Source organism: Microbacterium sp. AB, from assembly GCF_032878875.1.
GTDB classification, from domain to species: domain Bacteria; phylum Actinomycetota; class Actinomycetes; order Actinomycetales; family Microbacteriaceae; genus Microbacterium; species Microbacterium betulae.
This window is the reverse complement of the sequence record NZ_CP118157.1, coordinates 647,637-665,814: the sequence shown is the minus strand read 5'-3', so window position 1 is coordinate 665,814 and position 18,178 is coordinate 647,637. Positions and strand designations below refer to the sequence as shown.

Sequence of the window (18,178 nt, the reverse complement as noted above, 5' to 3'; positions counted from 1 at the left end):
GAGGCTCCGCTTACGGTGGAGAGGTGACCTTCCGCCCCGCTGACCGCGTCTACGTCGACGAGTCGAAGGCGCGAGGCTACTATGTCGTTGCTACCGCCTGTGTGATCGGCGACGTGCGAGCATCCGAACGGGCATTGCGCGGTCTCCTCAAGCCGGGTCAGCGACGCATCCATTTCAAGAGCGAGAGCGACAGTCGACGCCGCCAGATCCTCTCGCGCATCTGCGATCTCGATGTGCGCGTGTCCGTGTGGGTCGTCACGCAGCGGTCAGATAAGGAGGCGCGGCCTCTGACTCTCGGCGCGCTCGCTGACCAGGCCATCCGCGCGGGCGTCGCGCAGCTGATCATCGAACGAGACGAGTCCCTCGAACGCGCTGACCGTCGACTGATCGCCGACGCGATCCGCCGTGCTGGATCTTCGGAGATGCAGTACCGACACGTCGCGCCGCACGAACATCCGTTGCTCTGGGTGAGCGATGCCGTCGCCTGGTGCTACTCGAACGGCGGCGACTGGATCCGTCGCGTCGATGCGGTCGTCGAGTCTCGGGTCACCCGGCTGTAGAAACACGTGAGCCTGGCTCGTCATACCGTCCGGAAGACTGCCAGGCTCCGAGGGCTACTGCCCGCCGTGCTCCCAGTGTACCTCGGCGGTCCGCGACCGGCCAGTGCGATGTGTTCTCGACGCCTCAACCGGCACAACAGCCGTCGCAGCATCCCGGACTCACCTCCCGGAAACGACAAAACCCCCGGGATCCCGCGGGTTTCATTCTGTAGCAGGAGCGGGGCTTGAACCCGCGACCTCACGATTATGAGTTAGATGCGGCGGGCTGGTAGGTGCCGATTGGTAGCTGTTTGCCGCGTGATTCCGCGGATGATGTCATCGTTGGTCGTGGCTGGATGAGGGTGGTTTCAGCTGAGCTACCGGCACAAAACCGGCACGCTTCACTTCAGCGTCGATTACCGAGCGACTTCACGTTTCCGGAAAGGCCACGGCCACATGCTCGGAGACCTCGTTGTCACGATCGACGAGGAGCCCCGCAACAGCATCTGTCAGCGACTGCACACTGAACTTCGCGCTTGTGTTCCCGCCGACCGTGGAGGATGAGAAATCGACTGTCATCTCGGGGCCACGCGTCTCAACGACGGCACGTCGCACCTTCGCCGCCACTCCAAGCTGCTCCTCGAGACGATCGATACGGTTATCGGCGACGAGGGAGGTGCCGTCCTCGCTCACAAACTCAAGCCGCCGATCGTCCGAGGCGAGAACAATACGAAGCACGGTCGTTTGGTTCGCCTGGGCGCGTGCCCTGAACCTGGTCGCAGAAGGGCTGAGATCAGTTCCTGAAGATGCAAACTCGTTTTGGCTCCGGTCAGCAAACTGAACACGCAGGGTGCCGACGAGAAGAGTCAGCAATCCGTGGGCTGTTCCCCAACGAAGTCCGTCAACCCGATCGCTGTCACTTTCGACCAAGCGCGCCGCCTTCGCGACGAGGCGTGGGGCGGCCGCACGCAGCAGAGCCTGGAAGGCTTCGTTCTCCGCTGACACGCTCAGGCCGCTCAAGTGACCAAGTTCGAGGCGCCGCGCGATGTGTGCCCAGAATTCCGGGTCCGAACCTGGAACTGTATCGAGGAGGAGCGCCAAGGTATCTGGGCCGAGCGACGCTGGCGATTCCATCGTCCCCGGGAACGATGTGGATGTGTTGCCGCCGCCCACCCACGCCGCCTGTAGCAGCTCCGAGAGAGCGGCTGTCCTCGCGGGGTCCAGGATCTCTTCTGCTGCTCGGACAGCTCCGGCAGTCGATTCGACTTCGCCATTCAATGCCCCGCTAAATCCGGCGGAGACGGCCTCACCAAAGTTGACGGCACCGGCTCCATCGACGAGCCCCTTTCCGCCTTGTAGCACCGCCCGAGACGCCAGGTTTCTGACGGGGCTGCTTCCCAAGCTTTCACCCAATGACGTCAGGCTCGAAGTCTCGGCGACAAGCGCACCCACAGACTGCGAGACGTTGTTGAGTGAGCGCATTGCAGCGTCAACGGAGTCATGCTGTATACCGTCAAGCGGCATGATCATCGGGTCCCGTTGCTGCAGAAGTTGGATGTCCTCAGCGAGGTACTGCTCCCGGTCAGTAGTCCGAAGGTAGACCTTGCGGTCCGCCTTCAAACCTGCCCACGTTAAAACGAGATCGGGCGCGTATGTGTGATTGAAGTACTCCGTCTTGTGGATCCGTACGGAGTCATCGGTGGCACGCAGCGTCGAGATCACGCTCGCCTTTACCGCCTCGATCGAAGAAACGGCGTCGAGACCGCTCCGTTGCACGTGCTCCATCAGCTCTCCTGCAGAATGCGAAGCTTCATAACTTCGGCGCGGTCCTCGCGGCTGATCACCAGTGTCTCCTGACGGTCCGACAACACAATCACCCAGACCCGGTCAGCAAGGTCCGCAACAACGCTTGCATCGAGCTGGTCGGACAGGCCCGTCTCGTCCTCGCCCGTCGTACCGAACACACGCTCCTGCTCGCGAATGAGCGCCTTGACGATCTTCGTCTCGCTGCTCAGTTCGTTCCAGGTGTTGATCCGGAAGGGGTGCCACGTCATCCAGATGAAGTGGTCGGCCAGATGAGGATAGTCCCGCAGGGTTACGTAACTCTGGGCGAGGAACTTATCGAAGTGGCCACCCTGGCTGGCAGAGGAGTACTTCTTGCACTCGACGAGGAAAGCCTGCTTGTGCAGGTCACCCCCGTAGAAGATCCCACCTATGTCATAGGAGTATGCTTCGTCGTCATTCGGCCACGGGTAGGACAATCGGTCCTTTCCGAATTTGTCGTACACCGACCAAGTCGATTCGACGCGTGTCGTCGAGTCCAGCCAGAGCTTCGCGCGGCGGGCACCATCTTCACCGAGCTTCTGAAGGAGCTCGCCCGGATCTTGGTTGGTGAGAGACGGCACGTTCGGATCATATCGACACATGCGGGCCAACTATCGCATCTCGAGCGCCGCGCCATCGGTTGATCAGAGTCGCTGACTACCGCGACCGAACCAGAACCCTCGCCTGTGCCTACGGCAGACCTGTCAGTTCAGCTGCCCGAAAGGATGCTCGCAAGCCGTCGGAGAAGGACAGCGCCGGATGGTGCCGCGCTGTCCATCGCTGCCAACGTGATGGATGTCGCGGCCCGTCACCGAGCTGGAAGACGGGACACCCCGTATTCACCAGGCGCTCGCTCAGCCACTGCAACTGCGCTCGGTGGTGCGCTCTTGCAGAACCAGTTGGCTCTGCAAGTCCGTAAGCAAGTAGCACTCCGTCGCATGACGTGAGCGCACGGTTCAGGTGTTTGCGCGCTGCCAACCAGCCATCTGGCGTCGCACCGAGGTTCGAGATCGCTGTGACGTCCTTGGAAGGGAGCGCGAACAGGTTTCCGACCCGGACTACCTCGAATCCGAGTATGCCGCGGCCCAGCGCCAACCTCCCGAGCGTCCGCTCCCCTGATCCGGCAGGTGGATTGGCGAGGATGCAGAGCAACTCGTCTCGCGGCCTGACGTCAATCCTCGTCACCGCCGTAGAGGATGTCCGTGATGCGGGTGACCGTGCTGTTCTTGATGTCCTCCGCCAGCCTCACGAGCCCAAGGCTCATGAGGGTCTCGGCAACCTCAGCCGGATCCTCCGCAGCAGGGTGGAAGGCCCGCACCAGGTCGAGCAGCTCGCCGCTCGGGTCGAACGAACCCACATTCATGTTTTGCCCGTCTCCGGCCCGACCGAAGTCAGCGCCACGGGTGGGTTCCAACTTCAGCCGCATGGCATAGGAAAGCCCCAGACGGACGATCTGCTGCTTCTCCTTGAACGGGAAGCGCTCGTGAATTTCGTCTCTCGCGAGTTCCGCCTTACCAGTTAGAGCGATGTTCACACGCCCTCGGGTCGAGATTGAGTCAGACACTATGAAGCTCCTGGAGGTTAGTCTGATGAGCGGAATCCCCGCGTCGCAGCTCGAACTCGGCCAACATACGACCTCGGAGCAGATCACGTGCGGTGCTACGAGGTAGTTCACGCTCTGTGACGAGAAGGAACACCTGTGATGTGAGCTTGTCTACGTTCTTGACGACGTCCTCGACGTGGTGCTCGTCGAGACGCCCAAACGGCGAGTCCATGACGAGCGGCCCGCTGATCGGCGAACTCGCCTGCAGACCTCCCAGAAGCGACAGCGCCACCAGGTGCTCATAACCAGCGCTGCGGTGTTTGACAGGCTCTCCTCGTTTGTCGAGGATCCGCAGCCCATACGACTCATTGATTGTCAGCTTCACGAAGTCCTGCTCCGACCGCATGGCCACGAAGAGCTCCGTGGCCTTCTGCTGGACATTCTCCTTGAGCTGGTCGCGGTAGGTGACCACGGCCTGCTCGAAGAGTCTAGAAAGATCCTCGGCCAGTTGCTGACGGACGTAGACACCCTGGTCAGCTTGGCCAGCTCCACCAAGCAGTCGGATCTTCTCATCCAGCTTCGCGATGTTTTGCTTTGCTTGCTCGTGCAGGTCGCGCTGCTTGCGGTATTCGTCTCGCGCGCGATTCAGTTGAATCTCGACATTCTTCGTCCGCTGCACCAACTCGTTTAGGTCATCGTCTTGCCCCTTGAGTTTGTCGTCGTAGTCGTCGAGGTCCTCTCGGTAGTCTTCAATCTGCTGTTGCACCTTCAGGTAACTGTCCTCGACCGACCTAATATCGGCACGGACTTCGTGACCGCGTCCCGAGTCACGGAGCCGTTTCAGGTTCGCCTTCAGTTCCACCGATTCATCCTCGGCAGAAATCAGGTCGCCTGACTTGTTCGCGTTGAGGTGGCTCTCCAGGGCCGCGCGGTTTCTGTCATCCAGGTGCGACGCGCACACCGGGCATGCACCTCCGGACGTTTCATAGTGGCGCGCCAGAGTTGCCGCGAACCTTAGATCGTCAAGCTTCTCCTCCAACGAGTCAAGCTCAGCCTGGCTCTGGTCCAAGCGCGCCGCGATCGGTTCGACGAGCACTGCCCGCCAGGAGTCCGCCAGAAGGCTCTGGAACTTCTCTCGAGTCTCGGAGAGCTCCCCCTCAGCGTTGAGCAAGTTGTTACGCGCTTCATCGCGGAGCGCCTTGATCTGGAGTTTTCCGGACTGCTCGGCCACCTGATGCTCGAGTTTGCGGGACTCGGCTTCGAAGCCCTTCGCTTTCCCGTCTTCCGCCTCGTAGTTCTGACGAAAGGTGGCAAGGCGATTCTGTTCCGTAATCAGCGCGTCGCCGAGAACCTTCGTCTTGGTGTCACGCTGAGCGGCCTTGGCGATCTCCTTGCCAGCGTCCTCGCCGACTCGAGCGCTGTCCTGGGCTGCGTGCTCAAGGATCGGAAGTCCCAGGATGCGCTCGATATCGTCGCGGAGCGTTGCGCCGACCGTGCTGTCGTCGTCGAGGAGTTTTTCGTACTGGTCCAGCAGCTCGCCGTCAAAGAGGAAGAATTGCTCGATCTCCCGCGGCATGATTTCAGCGACCTGCCTCTCAGCATCGGCCGCACTAAGCGCAATCGAGTTCTTGCGAAGGATCAGTTCCTGCGAGTACTCGCCGCCTTCATGGGTGAGCGAGCGAGTGAGGTCCCACTCTGCACCGTCAGCCTCGAACTCCAATCGGACGCGGCAGCGCACTGAACCTCCACGCGCCTCCTGGAGGGCGACGCTGTTGGTGATGTCCTCGATCGGCAGAGGCCTAGTACTGCGCTTTCGAACCTCGCCGCTCCAGACCCAGCGGAAGGCATTGAGCAGTGACGTCTTGCCCTTCCCGTTCCGACCGTAGACGACGACCACGCCGTCCTTGTCCGGGATGGTGAGGTGCTGCTCTCCCTTGAAGACCAGGAAATTCTCGAGGGTCAGGTGCCGGTATCTCAAGCTTCAGCGCTCCCGACCAGGTTGTGCTGGATGGCGCGAGCGACGCCCTCCTGCGCCCGCGGGCGGTTCTCGACGTGCTGCTTCTCGATCTCGACGATCTGTTGCACCAGCTCTGGATCGATGTGGCTGAAGAACTGTGAACGCACCGACTCGACAACGTCGGCGAGGCTATCTCGCATATCTACGAACTCCTATTACGTGGTTGGTTGCGTTCATTGGCTCGGCCGGTAAGCGCCTGTGTTGTGTCAGTCGTCGGTCTCCTCGCCGACGTCGAGGTACTCATAGAGTGCCTCAAGATCCCCGCCAAGTCCTACAACTAGTCGTTCCAATGGGTCCCGCGCGTCGCTGTTGAGGGCATCCCGAGCGAAGTTACCCGCCCGGGCGAGTTCCCCCTGAAGCAACGACATCCCGGAGGTGTCGTTCAAGCTCTCGGGCTGCAGAATCGCGTCGTACACGGTCGCGACGGTCTTTCCTTCGGCTCTCCTGAGCACACGTCCTCTCCTCTGGATGAACTCACGCGGGTTCCTAGATGAAGCAAGGATCAGGGCATGATCGGCGTTCGGTATGTCGACGCCTTCGTCAAGACACTTGATCGATACGACCACGCCGCCATTCTCATCAAAGTGGCGCAGGGTCGCAGCCTTGTCCGCAGGCATGTCCGAGTAATACTGGTAAGCGTCGATTCCGGCGCTCCTCAGGCCAGCCGCGACTGCGTCCATCTGGCCCTTATCATCGCAGTAGACGAGCCATCGCTGCCCACGCTCGTAGTGCTTGGACACGATGGCCTGTGCCAAAGGTGTCTTTGCGGCCGCCTTCTTGGCGATGCGCGCTCGCTGCATCGTCAGCATCCGAATCCGCTCCAACTGGCTCGCGGTTGGCCCACCAGAAGCGTTGTGTGACTGCGCGACGAGCTTGCCAATCTTCTTGCTGAACTCGTCCCAGTCCTCCTGCTCCTGAGGCGAGAGCCGGACCAACTGCGGGTGGTACAGATAGTCACAGAGCGCGCCGGCCATCAGCGCATCGCGGAGCGTGTAGCGATGGATTACTCCGCCGAAGTACTCAAAGACGGCGGCGGTGCCCTCCGAATCACCGGCACGCTCCGGTGTCGCAGAGAGCCCTAGACGCGCCGCCGCGTCGATCTCAAGGATCTTGCGATACGAAGCGGCGCCAAGGCGGTGCACCTCGTCGCCTACAAGCAGGAGGTTCTGCGCGCGCGATGCCTGATTGACAAAGCTCTGCTGGGCAGCCGTTGGGGCGAGTGCGACCACCACGCGTTCAGCAGCGGGCTGCGAGAGCCAGTTCCTCAGCCGGGTCTTCCACGCTGTCTCGCCGTCGCCACACAGATGTACTCGTCGACCCGTGTCCTCAAGCTGTTCCTTCCACTGCCGCGCAACGAGCCTGGACGGCGCGACGACGAGCGCGGGGCCGTTGTAGTTAGCAATTGCTGTGATGCCGGTGACTGTCTTGCCGGACCCTGTCGCGTGAGCGAGGATCCCGCGTTTCCCGTTCTCCTCCCACTTGTCCAACCCGGCGATCTGCTGCTCTCGCAGAGGTCTCCCGTCCGGCGCTGTGCGGATGACCAAATCGTGTTCAGTCTCGGTTGTGATTTCAGCGGCGAATTCTCGCCAAGCCATACCGTCCGCCTGGGACTCGAGCCAGTGGCGAAACGGTGCGGGAAGTGCCAGGACTTCCACCCCTTCACTCTTGCCGTCCCAGAGCTTTTCGAAGCGCTCAGAGGACCGCTGTACACGAATGCTGTCGTTGCGTCCCGTCCAGCTTGTCCATGCATCGAAGGACTCGATGTTGCCGTCTGAGGCGATCCCATACCGCGTCTCGTTGAGTGATCCGCGGAAGCCGATGCGCTGGCCGCGCTCATCAGCGAATAACCCCACCTTGTCGTGGAACATACGGCGATCGTCCAATGACGCGCGGGCCACCCGGGCGAGGCGCACCTCGAGCAGACCCTCGGAGATGAGGGCCGCTAGTGCGAGCGCAGGCTTGCGAAGTTGCTCACTGATGAGCAGCGCGTCGAACTCCGCCCGGAGCACCGCCGCCAGGGACTCGTCATCGCGAGCATCGTAGCCTCGTTCAATGCCTTGAGCATCCTTCTCGGTGATGCGAGGGGAACAGAGGACACGGATCTTCCCGCCGCGGTCCACGAAGTCCGGTATCGCGCCCCAATACAGTGCCAAAGCGCTGCTGGCGAAGAAGCCCGTGATCCGGTCATACGTGACTGCCTCGACAAGCGCGCGCATGTAGAAGTCGTTGAGAATGTCGTCGCGGTCGCTAGCGTACTCGGGTTCCGGAGTCCAGCCGGACGCCCCCCACCCCTCGCCCGTCATGCCGTCAGCCGTTCGATCGACAGTTGCCACCGAAGCTCCAGCGCTTCAGGAAGTGCGTCTGGACGCGATGCAATGACCGTCTCAGTCTCACCAGCGTGGCGGAGCGTCCTCTGCTGACAGGCAACCCCCTGCGAAAGCGCGGTGAGCAAGGTGTTCTCCCGAAGCTGGACACCCTTGGAATGGGCGATCCCCGTCGCCACATCATGAGCCATCGCATCCCACATAGCAAAGACCTCCAGCTTCGGTTCGAACCCGGCCAGGATGATGAAAGGGTTATCTGTGGCATCGAAGTGCCGAGCCTTCCCAGGAAGCATGACCTGAATCCGGTACGCACCCTCCTGCCGTTCTGATGGGTGTGTCGTCATCGTGAACATATAGACCCGCAGCAGTGGAGGAAACGGAGACGACATCTGCAGGTCGAACGGCTTCTGGTCCGTCTCCGCGGAGTCGAGCGAGGCGGAGTAGTCCTCGAGTGAGGCGGCAAAGAGTTGGTTAGCCCGTTTCGTGCCGTCAGCTACTCGCGACCTCTGCACTACGGGCGCGAGCCTGCCCAATGGCAGCAAAGCGTCGGCAGCGCTATCCACGGGGGTCGGCATGAGTCATTCAGCCCAAATGCCCGTCAGGCACCTCGACGCCAGCTGGACCATAGAAGCTATCAAGGGCAGCTGCCGCGGCGCGGGCTGTGGCCAAGGCCTTGGCTTGCGTCTTGATCCGCTTCATGGCGACCGACTGTCGCGCCATCGCAAGTGCCGCCTCCTCACCTGCGCGCTGCAAGGCAGCAATTATGTCGCTGGAGTTGTCGACTGGATCGACCCGTTCCATCTCGGCCCTGTGTTCGATTGCTCTAACATGCTCGAACTCCTTCTCCCGCTGCACCCCCGCCGCGTGCAGTTCCTTCTCGGCGAGCCTGAACTCCTTCTCCGCCGACTGTATCGCTATCGGAATTAGACCTCGCGCTTCTGAGGGCAACGAGACAGTCTTCCTCCGGGCCCTCTCATACAGTGAGAGGGCCGCCTTGGCAGGCATCGAGGGCAAGAACCGCATGATGGACAGCGCAGCGTAGTCGCGGTTGAGCTCAAACGAGTACCACTTCCGACCTAGCTGCTCAGCAACCATTCCTGTGGTGTTTGAGCCCGAAAAAATGTCTACAACGACATCCCCTGGACTCGTGAGGAATTCGATGAAGAACTTGGGCAGGTCGTTGGGAAACCGGGCCGGGTGCGACTTGATCTCAAGCTCGCGGCATAGGCGCAAATAGTTAGTGTTTGATTCGGTGTTGGAGATCTGCAGCAGGTTCGACGGGATCGCACCACCGTTGTCGTTGCCAAAGTGCTTCGAGATGTCATGCTCACTTGGCCTCAATGAGGTCTTGTAGTACTTTTCAGGGTCCTTGAGTAGTTTCTCCATGTTCTTGGAGTAAGGCTGAAGCACCCGATTGACGTCTGCCTGCGGCCATTCCGTCTTCGAGAACCACCACACCGTGTTGACGGCATCCTTAACTCGGATTCGACGCTTGTTTACCCACTCGAGAGGACTGGGCAGCTTTGCCGGGTTGTACCAAAAAAACTCTTCGGCGAGGTGGTACTCGAGCTCATCAACAAATTTGAGTAGGACGCGGTACGGGTAGAGGGAACGAGTAGGGCTCCCCTTACGGTAGGCATTGCCAATGTCGATGACGAGGCTGCCAGTGTCCTTCAATACCCGCTTGGCAGCCTCGCCAAACTGGGCGAGCCAGTCGACGTACGCCTCCTGCTCCTCATTGCCGTACGCCTTCTTCCGCTGCAGTGCGAATGGGGGGCTCGTGACGATCAAGTCAATACTCTCGTCCTCGAGGCCCTTGAGTAGCTCCAGCGAGTCGCCATGAAGTTGCGTGCCCCACGGCGTCGTGTAGACCTTCTGGTCGTCGGTGAACATCGTCACTGCTTCCTCGTCTTGCGAGCTAAAAGAACTAATGGGAGCTACCCCCGCGAAGCGATGGGCGGAGTGCCCGCCGAGGAGCGCCCGGACCGCAGCGGAGCGAGGACCGGACGCACCGCAGTCGGGCACTCCGCCCATCGCACAGCCGGCCGGAGGCCGGCCCTTGAACGAGTAAAGAAAGTTCTCACAGATTCCTCGGTGACCCGATTGTGCCGTCCACGTGAGCACGTTCCTTCGCATACTGGTCCGGCATGAGATCCGCGAGAGTTCCAGGGGTCGGCGTCGACAGTCGGGCTGTCTCGCTCGACGCGCTCCAGGGATGGAACTTAGGATCGGCCTCCGCGGCAGCGATCACCGAGTCGAGTTCATCTGAGATCCCACGGAGGTCTTCGAATCCGAGGGCCCGGATGCCCGCGCGGATCGCAGCAAGATCGGGCTTAGGCGAAAGCAACGCTTCGATCGCTGCCACGGTCTTCGGCGTGTAGCGCTTGGCGAACGACTGTGTGACTGCACCCTGCATCGCAGCCAGCTCCCCAATAGGAGGCTTCGGCTGGTGAAACTTGTGCGTGTACGCATTGAACAAGCTGCGGTAGTCGCGGGTCGCGCGGTCTGCAGCCTCCGACGCCGCGGACATCTGCAGAAACGCCGCGTCGTGGTTCTGGGGAGCCACTCCCCCAATCTGGGCAGTATCCATCGCCTCGACAGCTTCCGCCGCGCGCTCTTGCAGTCGCTGCAGGACACCGCGCACCGGCTCGGGGACGACACCCCAAACCAGGGGCACCGATTGATCGCTCATGCTCGCACGTCCATCCCATCAGCTTAGTGGCCGCGCCTATCACTTCGCGAGTGAGACTCAGTTCGACGATGTAAGAGAAAGGTTGACACTCGACCCATTTCGCGTCATGCTGATGCTGTGAGCAAAAGGTTCACCAACTGAGCGGAACTAGTTATGGCACTGCAGTCAGGAATCCCGGTCAGCTTCGAGGCGTACTTCCCCCGCGGAGCGTTCATGGTCGGCGAAATCGAAGCGGTCGTGAAGTGGTCCGACGACGGCCAACGTCAGGGACAGGATCTCGACAAGAACTCGGGGCACCCGCTGTGGCAGGTGCGCGTCATCGACGCGGATCCCGAGGCCCGGAAGGGCCAAAACGAGGTCACGGTCAAGATCGCGAGCATCTCGGAACCGACGGCACCGCCGGAGGCCAATGGCCTGCCGTTCCGCCCGGTCTTCTTCGACGGGCTCACCGTGACGCCCTACGTCAAGGAGACCGGTGGTCGACCTCGCGTCGCCTTCTCCCTCCGTGCACGCGAGATGAAGCCTGCTGGCAAGCCGCGGGGCGGTGAGTGATGACCTGGTCCTGGCGTGTTGAACGCGCCTACTGGGCGGGCGAGTGGCCGCTGCTTTGGCGACGCGGCTGGTGGCTACTCCCCTTCCTGCTCATCCTCACGTTCTTCAGCGCAGCGCCCTTCGTCGGCCACGTCATCAACTGGACCGTCGTCGCGGCGGTCGCGATCATCGTGTTGCGTCGGATTCGCGCCGCTCGACACTTCGACTCGCTTCTGCAGCGTCGCTGGCAAGAGCAGACCGCGAGGTGGATTGTCGGCTCGTGGCCGTCGCTTGCAGTCCAGCTGGGGCTCGAGGTCAGGGACTACTCCGGGCGAAAGATCGTCACTGGCGCGGGAAACCCAAGCTGGGACGGTTCGACATGTTTCCTTCAGGTATCGATGCCTCCAGGCCTCGCCCGAGAAGACCTTGTCGCGGCGGCTGCTCGCATCGCTCAGGCGTTCAACGCTGTACGCGTAACGGTCGAGGGTGAGCAGATCAGTTCGCTCGCCCTACGGATCGAGTACGTCGATGCACTGGCACAGCCCTTCGGCTTCCCGCTCGGAGGCACCTGGGATGGCGCATCCGTGCTCATGGGGATCTCGGACGGCGGTGCCGAATGGCGACTGCCTCTCGGGCCCCACACGCTCGTGGCGGGCTCCTCGGGCAGCGGAAAGGCCTCGCTCGTGTGGGGACTCCTCCTCGGCCTCGTGCAGCCGATCCATTCCGGACTGATCGAGGTGTGGGGCATCGACCGCAAGGGAGGCATGGAACTGGCGATGGGGCGCGATCTGCTGACTCGCTTCGCTTCCGATGCTGCCCACTCGGTCGCACTGCTCGAGGATGCCGTCGACCAGATGCAGGATCGCGCGCGAAAGCTCGCCGGGATCACGCGTCAGCACACGCCGACCGTAGACAGCCCAACCGTGATCGTCCTGATCGATGAACTGGCTGCCCTCACCGCGTACGAGACCGATCGCGAGATGCTGCGGCGCGCGAACGCAGCCATCGCCACACTCGCCTCACAGGGTCGCGCCGTCGGCTTCATCGTGTTCGCATGTCTGCAAGACCCTCGCAAAGAGACGCTGCCTGCGCGCGGACTGTTCACCCAGACCGTCGGACTCCGTCTGCGTGACCGAACCGAGACGGCCATGGTGCTTGGTGACGGCGCGGTCGCGGCTGGTGCGCTGTGCCACGAGATCTCGGCTTCCACGCCGGGCGTTGCCTACGTCCTTGCGGAGAACGGAACGCCGCCCCAACGGGTACGCGCGGCCTACGCAGCTGACGAGCAGATCCGCGATGCCGCTCTCACCTACTTCGCCCCGAACCCACGACCGGTGGTTCTGCCGGTCGTGGAGGACGAGTCGAAACCACGACGGACCCGCGCCACCCGCAGGACCAAGACAACCGAACCTCAGGAGGAATCATGACCATGAAGAATCGCATCGGGATCGCAGCAATCGCGATCCTCAGCGGCGCAGTGCTGCTGATCGGCGGTGCAACCGGCGGCTACGCGATCGCCGCGCACACCTCGTCCACCTCGCCGACCTCGCTCACCGCTGACGAGGCATCCGCGCAGCCCGTGCCCTGCAACCTACGGCTTGTCTGGGACCGTGTCGAACAGGACTACCTCGCGGTCTACGAGGACTCAGCGATGGTCTCGTATACCGGCGTCTATGGCCGAATCGCGAATCTGTCTTGTACCGACGCCGACATCCTCGAGTGGCAGCAGCACCGTCGTGTGAATGACCTCGACGCTGTGGTCTGCCGCCCCGTCCTGGCAGCGGACGTCATCGGCACGGTATCTCCGATCGGCTGCGCCGTTCCGACGATGGTGGTGACCGGTGAGCCTCGCTGAGTCCGTCGCCACACGCCTGCGGAGCGCGGAGTTCGATCAGTGGATGGCCGGTGCCGCTCGAGTTGGATTCTGCTCGAACCCGGTTCGCCTGACTGGTTCGTCGGCAACGCTCGATCCGCAGAGCGGAGGGGTGATCCGCGAGTTCGCCACGTCGACGCAGCCCGACGGTCTGACGTACACGCGTTGCGGCAACCGGCGTGCCCGTCGATGCGAGTCGTGCAGCCACGAGTACAAGGGTGACACCTGGCACATGATCATGGCCGGTGCCGCGGGCGGGATGAAAGGCGTCCCTGAGACCGTCGCTGATCACCCGATGGTGTTCGTGACCCTGACAGCGCCATCCTTCGGCTCGGTCCACTCGACTTCGCGGTCGCGGCTGCGCGGTGTCTGCTCCCATGGTCGACCGCGCGGCTGCAACTGCGGCCACGAGCAGGGGGATCCGGTGCTCGGCGATCCGATGTGCGACGAGTGTTACGACTACGAGGGACATGTCGTGTGGCAGTTCTTCGCCCCCGAGCTGTGGCGTCGATTCACGATTCAGCTCAGGCGAAGCCTCGCTCACGAGTTGGGCGTCACTCAGCGTGCCGCCGCGGACATCGTTCGAGTTCAGTTCGCGAAGGTCGCGGAGTTCCAGCGTCGCGGCGCCGTGCACTTCCACGCGATCGTTCGACTCGATGGCGTCAGTGCCACCGAGGAGTTCCCGCCGACGCCAGCCGACGTGACCGAGGCGCATCTCACGGCTGCGGTCAAGGCGGCAGCGCAGCGAGTTTCGTTCGAAGCGCCGATCGTCGGCAACGATCTGACCACACGGATCCTTCGGTGGGGTGCTCAGCTTGACGTGCAGCCCATCGTCAGGCGCGGAGGACTCGACGGGGCGCTGTCTGATCGCGCAGTCGCTGCGTACATCGCCAAGTACGCGACGAAGGCGACGGAAGATCTGGACGGCGACACCGGTGGACGGCTCCACATCCGGCGCATCAAGGCGAGTGCAGAGCTGATCGCGGACGCAAGCGGAGCAGAAAGCCCATACGTCCTGCTGGCCAAGTGGGCGCACATGCTCGGCTTCCGCGGGCACTTCTCATCGAAGTCGCGCCGCTACTCCGTCACCCTCGGCTCGCTGCGCGGCGCTCGGCGTCGTTGGCGGCTTGATCGGGTCATCGAACGCGCTCAGGCCGAAGGACATGACGTCGATGAAGTCCTCGTGATCGGCAGCTGGAGTTTCGCCGGGATGGGATGGCGCACCGAGGGTGATCGCGCTCTTGCGGTCGAAGCGGCACGAGCAGCACGTGAATGGCGAGACGCGCGACGTGTGCGTTTCGAAGAGAAAGGAGAGAAGGATGCGTAACACCGCGGAGCTCGTTGAAGACCGAGCCGACATCGAGTCAACTCAGGTCGACAAGTACATGACCCGAAAGGAGGTCGCCGAGCGTTGCCGCGTCCCGCTGTCGACGTTCGATTCGCTGCGGAGACAGGCACGCGTCCCCTTCCCTGACGCGCACGTGGGCAAGCACATGCTCTGGCGAACCTCCACGATCGAAGCCTTCCTGGACTCGGGAGGCACTCATGGCCTCCGGTAACGAGCGGATCGATCCGAAGACGAGGAAGGCGCTCCCCGAGGGCATCCGCTATCGTGCCGACCGAAACAAGTACCAGGTGCGAGTGTGGGCGCTCGGGATCAACGGAGAGCAGCGGGAACGCAGCTTCCTCGTCGACACTCTCGCGGAGGCCAAGAAGCTTCGCAGCGAGGCCCGGCTCAGCGTTAGGCCCGAGGGCGGGATGACTCTCAATGCCTAGAAGGTGCGCCACTGGGCGACCTTGATCGGAGGCGTCCGCCCAGCGACGGAAGCAGCATATGAGCGCGGTTGGCGACTCCGTGTGCAGCCTTGGCTCGGGCATCGGAAGCTCGAATCGATCGGAGTCACTGACGTCGACGACGCGATAACCAGCTGGACCGGCACGGCGTCGACGCGCAACGACGCGCTCGCAGTACTCAGTCGCCTCCTCGAGGGCGCTGCGCGTGCTGGGATCATCTCCGCGAATCCAGTGCGGTTGGCGCGGCGGCCTCGGCAGGAGCGGTCCACGGACGTCCGCTCTCGAGCGCTGACTGTGGGCGAAGTCGGGATCATGCTCGACTTCGTAGAAAGCGAGCCTCACCGCGACTACCTCGCCGCTCTCGTCTACACAGGCATGCGGGCAGGCGAGGCCAGCGCGCTGCGGGTCAGCGACGTGGATCTCGCCCACGGGGTGATCAACGTTCGGCGCAGCTTCTCGCCAGCAGGCGGCGGCAAAGTACGCGAGCAGACGCCGAAGAGCCACAAGGAGCGCACCGTTCCGCTGCCGTCTGCACTGCGGCCCGTCATTGTTCGCCGTTTGCAGGGCCGCGGTCGAAACGAACTCGTCTTCACCGGACCGAATGGCGGACGCCTGAATACGTCGAACGTAAGACGAGCCGTCGACTGGGATGCCCTCCGAGCGCAGTTGGATCGCCCGGACCTCCGCATCCATGATCTCCGCCACACGCTGGCCACGCTGCTATTCGACGCCGGAGCCGCCGCGAACGACGTGCAGGCCATCCTCGGGCACTCGTCGATGCAAGTGACTGAGAAGTACACCAAGGCACGGGCCGATGCCGCGCTGCGCGCAAACGGTGCGCTCGACAAACTGATGGGAATGGAGAAGTAACGATGGTTCGGGACTATCACCAGGTGCGGCTGGGTCGCTACTCACCGCTGTTCGACTACCTGATGGAGCACAACGACGAGGACTCGATCACACTCTCGTTTGACGAGATTGAGACGATCCTTGGAAGGCCGTTGCCCTCGAGCGCGCGGTCGTACGGCATTGGGTGGTGGACCACCAATCCGACGGCGACGCACGCCCGGAGCTGGCTGGCTGCCTCACGGCATCCGCACCCCACGGGCGACGGCCGCGTCGAGTTCGTTTCGGTGAACACCATCTCGTGGAACGGGGCTGTAAACCACGGGCGTGAGGAACGAAGTGGTGACAGGTTCGGTTTAGGCCGCGAGTGTGAGCGGCTCGGCTAGCTTGGCTTCGAACTCGATGGGCGTCAACCCGCCGAGGGTGTCTTGGGCTCGCTGACGGTGGTACTTCCGCTCGATCCAGACCACGATGGCCAGCCGCAGCTCTTGCCGCGTCGCCCACCGCTGTTGGTTAAGCACGTTCGTCTGCAGCAGGGACCAGAAGCTCTCCATGGCCGCGTTGTCGCCAGCCGCGCCGACTCTGCCCATCGATCCGACCATGTCATGACGGCGCAGCTCGCGGACCATCGCGCGGCTGCGAAATTGACTGCCCCTGTCGGCGTGCAGAATGCAGCCGGCGACCTCACCCCGGCGAGTGACGGCGTTGCGGAGCGCGTCGACGGCGAGCTTCGCGGTCATCCGGTTCGAGATCGAGTAACTGACGATCCGGTTCGAGAACACGTCCTTGATCGCGCAGCAGTAGAGCTTGCCTTCGCTCGTCCAATGTTCCGTGATATCCGTGAGCCAGAGCCGGTTCGGCGCGTCCGCGCGGAACGCCCTCTGGACGTGATCATCGAACACGGGCGGGCCGGCCTTCTTGCCCTTGCCCCGCCGCCGGCGTTGCGCCGACGAGAGAATCGCGGCCTGAGAGCATAGCTTCCACGCCGTCCTGCGGCTCATCCGCCACCCTGCACGACGCGCCTCATCGGCGAGGTATCGGTATCCGAACGTGAGGTCGTCGTGGTGCGCGTCATGCAGCGCGTTGGTCCGATACGCGCGGAGGACGTCTGCGTCGCGGATGGGATCATTGCGCCAGCGGTAGTAGGGCTGGCGGGCGAGCTTGAGGACCCGGCACGACACCGTTACGGGGATCCCCGCGTCGGCGAGCTCGGCAACGAGCGGGTACGTCATTTTGGGGAGCCACCGAGTTTCAGGTTCGCTTGCGACAGATACGCCGCCGCTCGCCTGAGGACCTCGTTCTCCTGCTCGAGGAGACGAATCCGCTTCTTCAACTCGCGAGCCTCCGCGGCGTCCGCGGCGGTCTGACCGGGACGGTTGCCGTCTTCGACATCGGCCTGGCGGAGCCAGTTCTGCAGCGTTGCTTCGCTGATGCCGAAGTCGGTGGCGATCTGTTTGATGGTGACGCCACTCTCGCGGCTACGAGCGACCGCGACGACGTCCTCGCGGAACTCTCTGGGATAAGGACCAGGCATGATGACATCCTCCCCGTCAGCGCCTCCCGGCACTAACGATCAGTTGTCACCGATTCGTTCCTCACGCCCCACCTCCGCATCACGCGTATGGCCGTGGCGTATGCCCGCGATCGTCTCACCGACTCGGCGTCACTCGACAAGTGGATGCGCGAGATCACCGACGGTTGGTGGGAGCCCCACGTCGTCTACGTGATTCGCTACGGCGAGGCGAAAATCTCAAAGGTTGGTCTCACGAACGTCAACTCCTCGCGGCTCCGGATGCTGACTCAGATCGGCGGCGAACTGGTCGACACCCTTCAGGTGCCGAACCGTTGGGTGGCGAGGGTGCTAGAAGGTGAGTGCCTGACGCTAGTGGATGAGTACCGAGTCGAGCCTCCTCTGTGGATCGCGCAGGTCGCGGGTGCCACCGAGTTCTGGAGAGACGGCTTCGAACTGCCATCTCTTCAGCAGGTCTTCGAGACCACTTGCGGCGCAGAGACCAGTGATAGCTGGAAGACATCCATCGCGCGCTCCGAGGCGACGGTGGACGACCACTGACCAAAGGGCTCCAGGCCTTCGCAGGGTCCCAGCTCCACCACCGGGAGGAACCACCAGTGATCATCACAGAGTTTCGCGAGCGTGTACTCGACTCTCGAGAGCGACGCATGCTTGCCGTTGATGA

At 62.7% G+C, this 18,178-nt stretch carries 20 protein-coding genes; 10 read left to right on the top strand and 10 right to left on the bottom strand.

The annotated features are described in order from the left end of the window. The first annotated feature begins 23 nt into the window (after window positions 1–23). Window positions 24–560 (top strand): hypothetical protein, encoded by a 537-nt coding sequence (locus tag N8K70_RS03030; RefSeq protein ID WP_317140139.1) that lies wholly within the window; start codon window positions 24–26, stop codon window positions 558–560. Between the two features lie 408 nt (window positions 561–968). Here N8K70_RS03030 and N8K70_RS03025 read toward each other — a convergent pair whose 3' ends face one another. From N8K70_RS03025 to N8K70_RS02985, 9 genes are all read right to left on the bottom strand, one after another. Further along, complete coding sequence (locus tag N8K70_RS03025; RefSeq protein ID WP_317140138.1) at window positions 969–2,324, bottom strand: hypothetical protein; 1,356 nt, start codon at window positions 2,322–2,324, stop codon at window positions 969–971. Then, on the bottom strand, window positions 2,324–2,944 hold the full coding sequence (locus N8K70_RS03020) for a hypothetical protein (RefSeq protein WP_317140137.1): 621 nt from the start codon (window positions 2,942–2,944) through the stop codon (window positions 2,324–2,326). Before N8K70_RS03020 ends, N8K70_RS03025 begins: the two co-directional genes overlap by 1 nt. Window positions 2,945–3,534: 590 nt before the next feature. Next, window positions 3,535–3,927 (bottom strand): hypothetical protein, encoded by a 393-nt coding sequence (locus N8K70_RS03015; RefSeq protein WP_317140136.1) that lies wholly within the window; start codon window positions 3,925–3,927, stop codon window positions 3,535–3,537. Continuing rightward, on the bottom strand, window positions 3,920–5,884 hold the full coding sequence (locus N8K70_RS03010) for an AAA family ATPase (RefSeq protein WP_317140135.1): 1,965 nt from the start codon (window positions 5,882–5,884) through the stop codon (window positions 3,920–3,922). The genes N8K70_RS03015 and N8K70_RS03010 overlap by 8 nt, the downstream gene beginning before the upstream one ends. Then, window positions 5,881–6,063, bottom strand: coding sequence for a hypothetical protein (locus N8K70_RS03005; RefSeq protein WP_317140134.1), 183 nt, complete (start codon window positions 6,061–6,063; stop codon window positions 5,881–5,883). The genes N8K70_RS03010 and N8K70_RS03005 overlap by 4 nt, the downstream gene beginning before the upstream one ends. Window positions 6,064–6,129: 66 nt before the next feature. Further along, the gene (locus N8K70_RS03000) at window positions 6,130–8,256 is read right to left on the bottom strand and encodes a DEAD/DEAH box helicase family protein (protein WP_317140133.1); all 2,127 of its coding nucleotides are present in this window, start codon (window positions 8,254–8,256) and stop codon (window positions 6,130–6,132) included. Then, a complete protein-coding gene (locus N8K70_RS02995) occupies window positions 8,223–8,822 on the bottom strand; it encodes a hypothetical protein (RefSeq protein WP_317140132.1) in 600 nt (199 codons plus the stop codon). Before N8K70_RS02995 ends, N8K70_RS03000 begins: the two co-directional genes overlap by 34 nt. Window positions 8,823–8,829: 7 nt before the next feature. Continuing rightward, window positions 8,830–10,140, bottom strand: a complete 1,311-nt coding sequence (locus N8K70_RS02990) for a DNA-methyltransferase (RefSeq protein WP_317140131.1) — start codon at window positions 10,138–10,140, stop codon at window positions 8,830–8,832. 187 nt (window positions 10,141–10,327) lie between these two features. Beyond that, window positions 10,328–10,939 (bottom strand): hypothetical protein, encoded by a 612-nt coding sequence (locus N8K70_RS02985; RefSeq protein ID WP_317140130.1) that lies wholly within the window; start codon window positions 10,937–10,939, stop codon window positions 10,328–10,330. A 153-nt stretch (window positions 10,940–11,092) separates the two neighbouring features. On the opposite strand from N8K70_RS02985, the gene N8K70_RS02980 reads away from it, so the two are divergent. The 8 genes from N8K70_RS02980 to N8K70_RS02945 all read left to right on the top strand — a co-directional run bounded on the left by N8K70_RS02980 (window position 11,093) and on the right by N8K70_RS02945 (window position 16,369). Beyond that, on the top strand, window positions 11,093–11,491 hold the full coding sequence (locus N8K70_RS02980; protein WP_317140129.1) for a plasmid replication, integration and excision activator: 399 nt from the start codon (window positions 11,093–11,095) through the stop codon (window positions 11,489–11,491). Continuing rightward, window positions 11,491–12,897 (top strand): FtsK/SpoIIIE domain-containing protein, encoded by a 1,407-nt coding sequence (locus tag N8K70_RS02975; RefSeq protein WP_317140128.1) that lies wholly within the window; start codon window positions 11,491–11,493, stop codon window positions 12,895–12,897. Before N8K70_RS02980 ends, N8K70_RS02975 begins: the two co-directional genes overlap by 1 nt. Further along, complete coding sequence (locus N8K70_RS02970; protein WP_317140127.1) at window positions 12,894–13,325, top strand: hypothetical protein; 432 nt, start codon at window positions 12,894–12,896, stop codon at window positions 13,323–13,325. Before N8K70_RS02975 ends, N8K70_RS02970 begins: the two co-directional genes overlap by 4 nt. Window positions 13,326–13,368: 43 nt before the next feature. After that, window positions 13,369–14,670: a replication initiator gene (locus tag N8K70_RS02965; RefSeq protein ID WP_317140126.1), complete on the top strand. Its 1,302-nt coding sequence runs from the start codon at window positions 13,369–13,371 to the stop codon at window positions 14,668–14,670. Then, a complete protein-coding gene (locus N8K70_RS02960) occupies window positions 14,663–14,902 on the top strand; it encodes a helix-turn-helix transcriptional regulator (RefSeq protein ID WP_317140125.1) in 240 nt (79 codons plus the stop codon). The genes N8K70_RS02965 and N8K70_RS02960 overlap by 8 nt, the downstream gene beginning before the upstream one ends. Beyond that, window positions 14,889–15,119 (top strand): hypothetical protein, encoded by a 231-nt coding sequence (locus tag N8K70_RS02955; RefSeq protein WP_317140124.1) that lies wholly within the window; start codon window positions 14,889–14,891, stop codon window positions 15,117–15,119. Before N8K70_RS02960 ends, N8K70_RS02955 begins: the two co-directional genes overlap by 14 nt. A gap of 330 nt (window positions 15,120–15,449) precedes the next feature. Then, window positions 15,450–16,007: a tyrosine-type recombinase/integrase gene (locus N8K70_RS17105; protein ID WP_394357799.1), complete on the top strand. Its 558-nt coding sequence runs from the start codon at window positions 15,450–15,452 to the stop codon at window positions 16,005–16,007. A gap of 2 nt (window positions 16,008–16,009) precedes the next feature. After that, entirely contained in the window at window positions 16,010–16,369 is a 360-nt protein-coding gene (locus tag N8K70_RS02945) for a DUF7662 domain-containing protein (protein WP_317140122.1), read from the top strand. Here N8K70_RS02945 and N8K70_RS02940 read toward each other — a convergent pair. Continuing rightward, a protein-coding gene (locus N8K70_RS02940; RefSeq protein ID WP_394357785.1) for an IS3 family transposase occupies window positions 16,340–17,517 on the bottom strand; the annotation gives its coding sequence in 2 pieces (ribosomal slippage) (window positions 16,340–17,248 and window positions 17,251–17,517; 1,176 coding nt in all). The genes N8K70_RS02945 and N8K70_RS02940 overlap by 30 nt on opposite strands. A gap of 87 nt (window positions 17,518–17,604) precedes the next feature. Here N8K70_RS02940 and N8K70_RS02935 point away from each other — a divergent pair. Then, window positions 17,605–18,054, top strand: coding sequence for a hypothetical protein (locus N8K70_RS02935; protein WP_317140121.1), 450 nt, complete (start codon window positions 17,605–17,607; stop codon window positions 18,052–18,054). Window positions 18,055–18,178: the final 124 nt, after the last annotated feature.

What these genes read in the sequence shown, in the direction of transcription:
- N8K70_RS03025 (WP_317140138.1), bottom strand. Translation starts at nt 2,324, where the DNA reads ATGGAGCACGTGCAACGGAGCGGTCTCGACGCCGTTTCTTCGATCGAG.
- N8K70_RS03005 (WP_317140134.1), bottom strand. Translation starts at nt 6,063, where the DNA reads ATGCGAGATAGCCTCGCCGACGTTGTCGAGTCGGTGCGTTCACAGTTC.
- N8K70_RS02995 (WP_317140132.1), bottom strand. Translation starts at nt 8,822, where the DNA reads ATGCCGACCCCCGTGGATAGCGCTGCCGACGCTTTGCTGCCATTGGGC.
- N8K70_RS02990 (WP_317140131.1), bottom strand. Translation starts at nt 10,140, where the DNA reads ATGTTCACCGACGACCAGAAGGTCTACACGACGCCGTGGGGCACGCAA.
- N8K70_RS02985 (WP_317140130.1), bottom strand. Translation starts at nt 10,939, where the DNA reads ATGAGCGATCAATCGGTGCCCCTGGTTTGGGGTGTCGTCCCCGAGCCG.
- N8K70_RS02980 (WP_317140129.1), top strand. Translation starts at nt 11,093, where the DNA reads ATGGCACTGCAGTCAGGAATCCCGGTCAGCTTCGAGGCGTACTTCCCC.
- N8K70_RS02975 (WP_317140128.1), top strand. Translation starts at nt 11,491, where the DNA reads ATGACCTGGTCCTGGCGTGTTGAACGCGCCTACTGGGCGGGCGAGTGG.
- N8K70_RS02970 (WP_317140127.1), top strand. Translation starts at nt 12,894, where the DNA reads ATGACCATGAAGAATCGCATCGGGATCGCAGCAATCGCGATCCTCAGC.
- N8K70_RS02965 (WP_317140126.1), top strand. Translation starts at nt 13,369, where the DNA reads ATGGCCGGTGCCGCTCGAGTTGGATTCTGCTCGAACCCGGTTCGCCTG.
- N8K70_RS02960 (WP_317140125.1), top strand. Translation starts at nt 14,663, where the DNA reads ATGCGTAACACCGCGGAGCTCGTTGAAGACCGAGCCGACATCGAGTCA.
- N8K70_RS02955 (WP_317140124.1), top strand. Translation starts at nt 14,889, where the DNA reads ATGGCCTCCGGTAACGAGCGGATCGATCCGAAGACGAGGAAGGCGCTC.
- N8K70_RS17105 (WP_394357799.1), top strand. Translation starts at nt 15,450, where the DNA reads ATGCTCGACTTCGTAGAAAGCGAGCCTCACCGCGACTACCTCGCCGCT.
- N8K70_RS02945 (WP_317140122.1), top strand. Translation starts at nt 16,010, where the DNA reads ATGGTTCGGGACTATCACCAGGTGCGGCTGGGTCGCTACTCACCGCTG.
- N8K70_RS02935 (WP_317140121.1), top strand. Translation starts at nt 17,605, where the DNA reads ATGGCCGTGGCGTATGCCCGCGATCGTCTCACCGACTCGGCGTCACTC.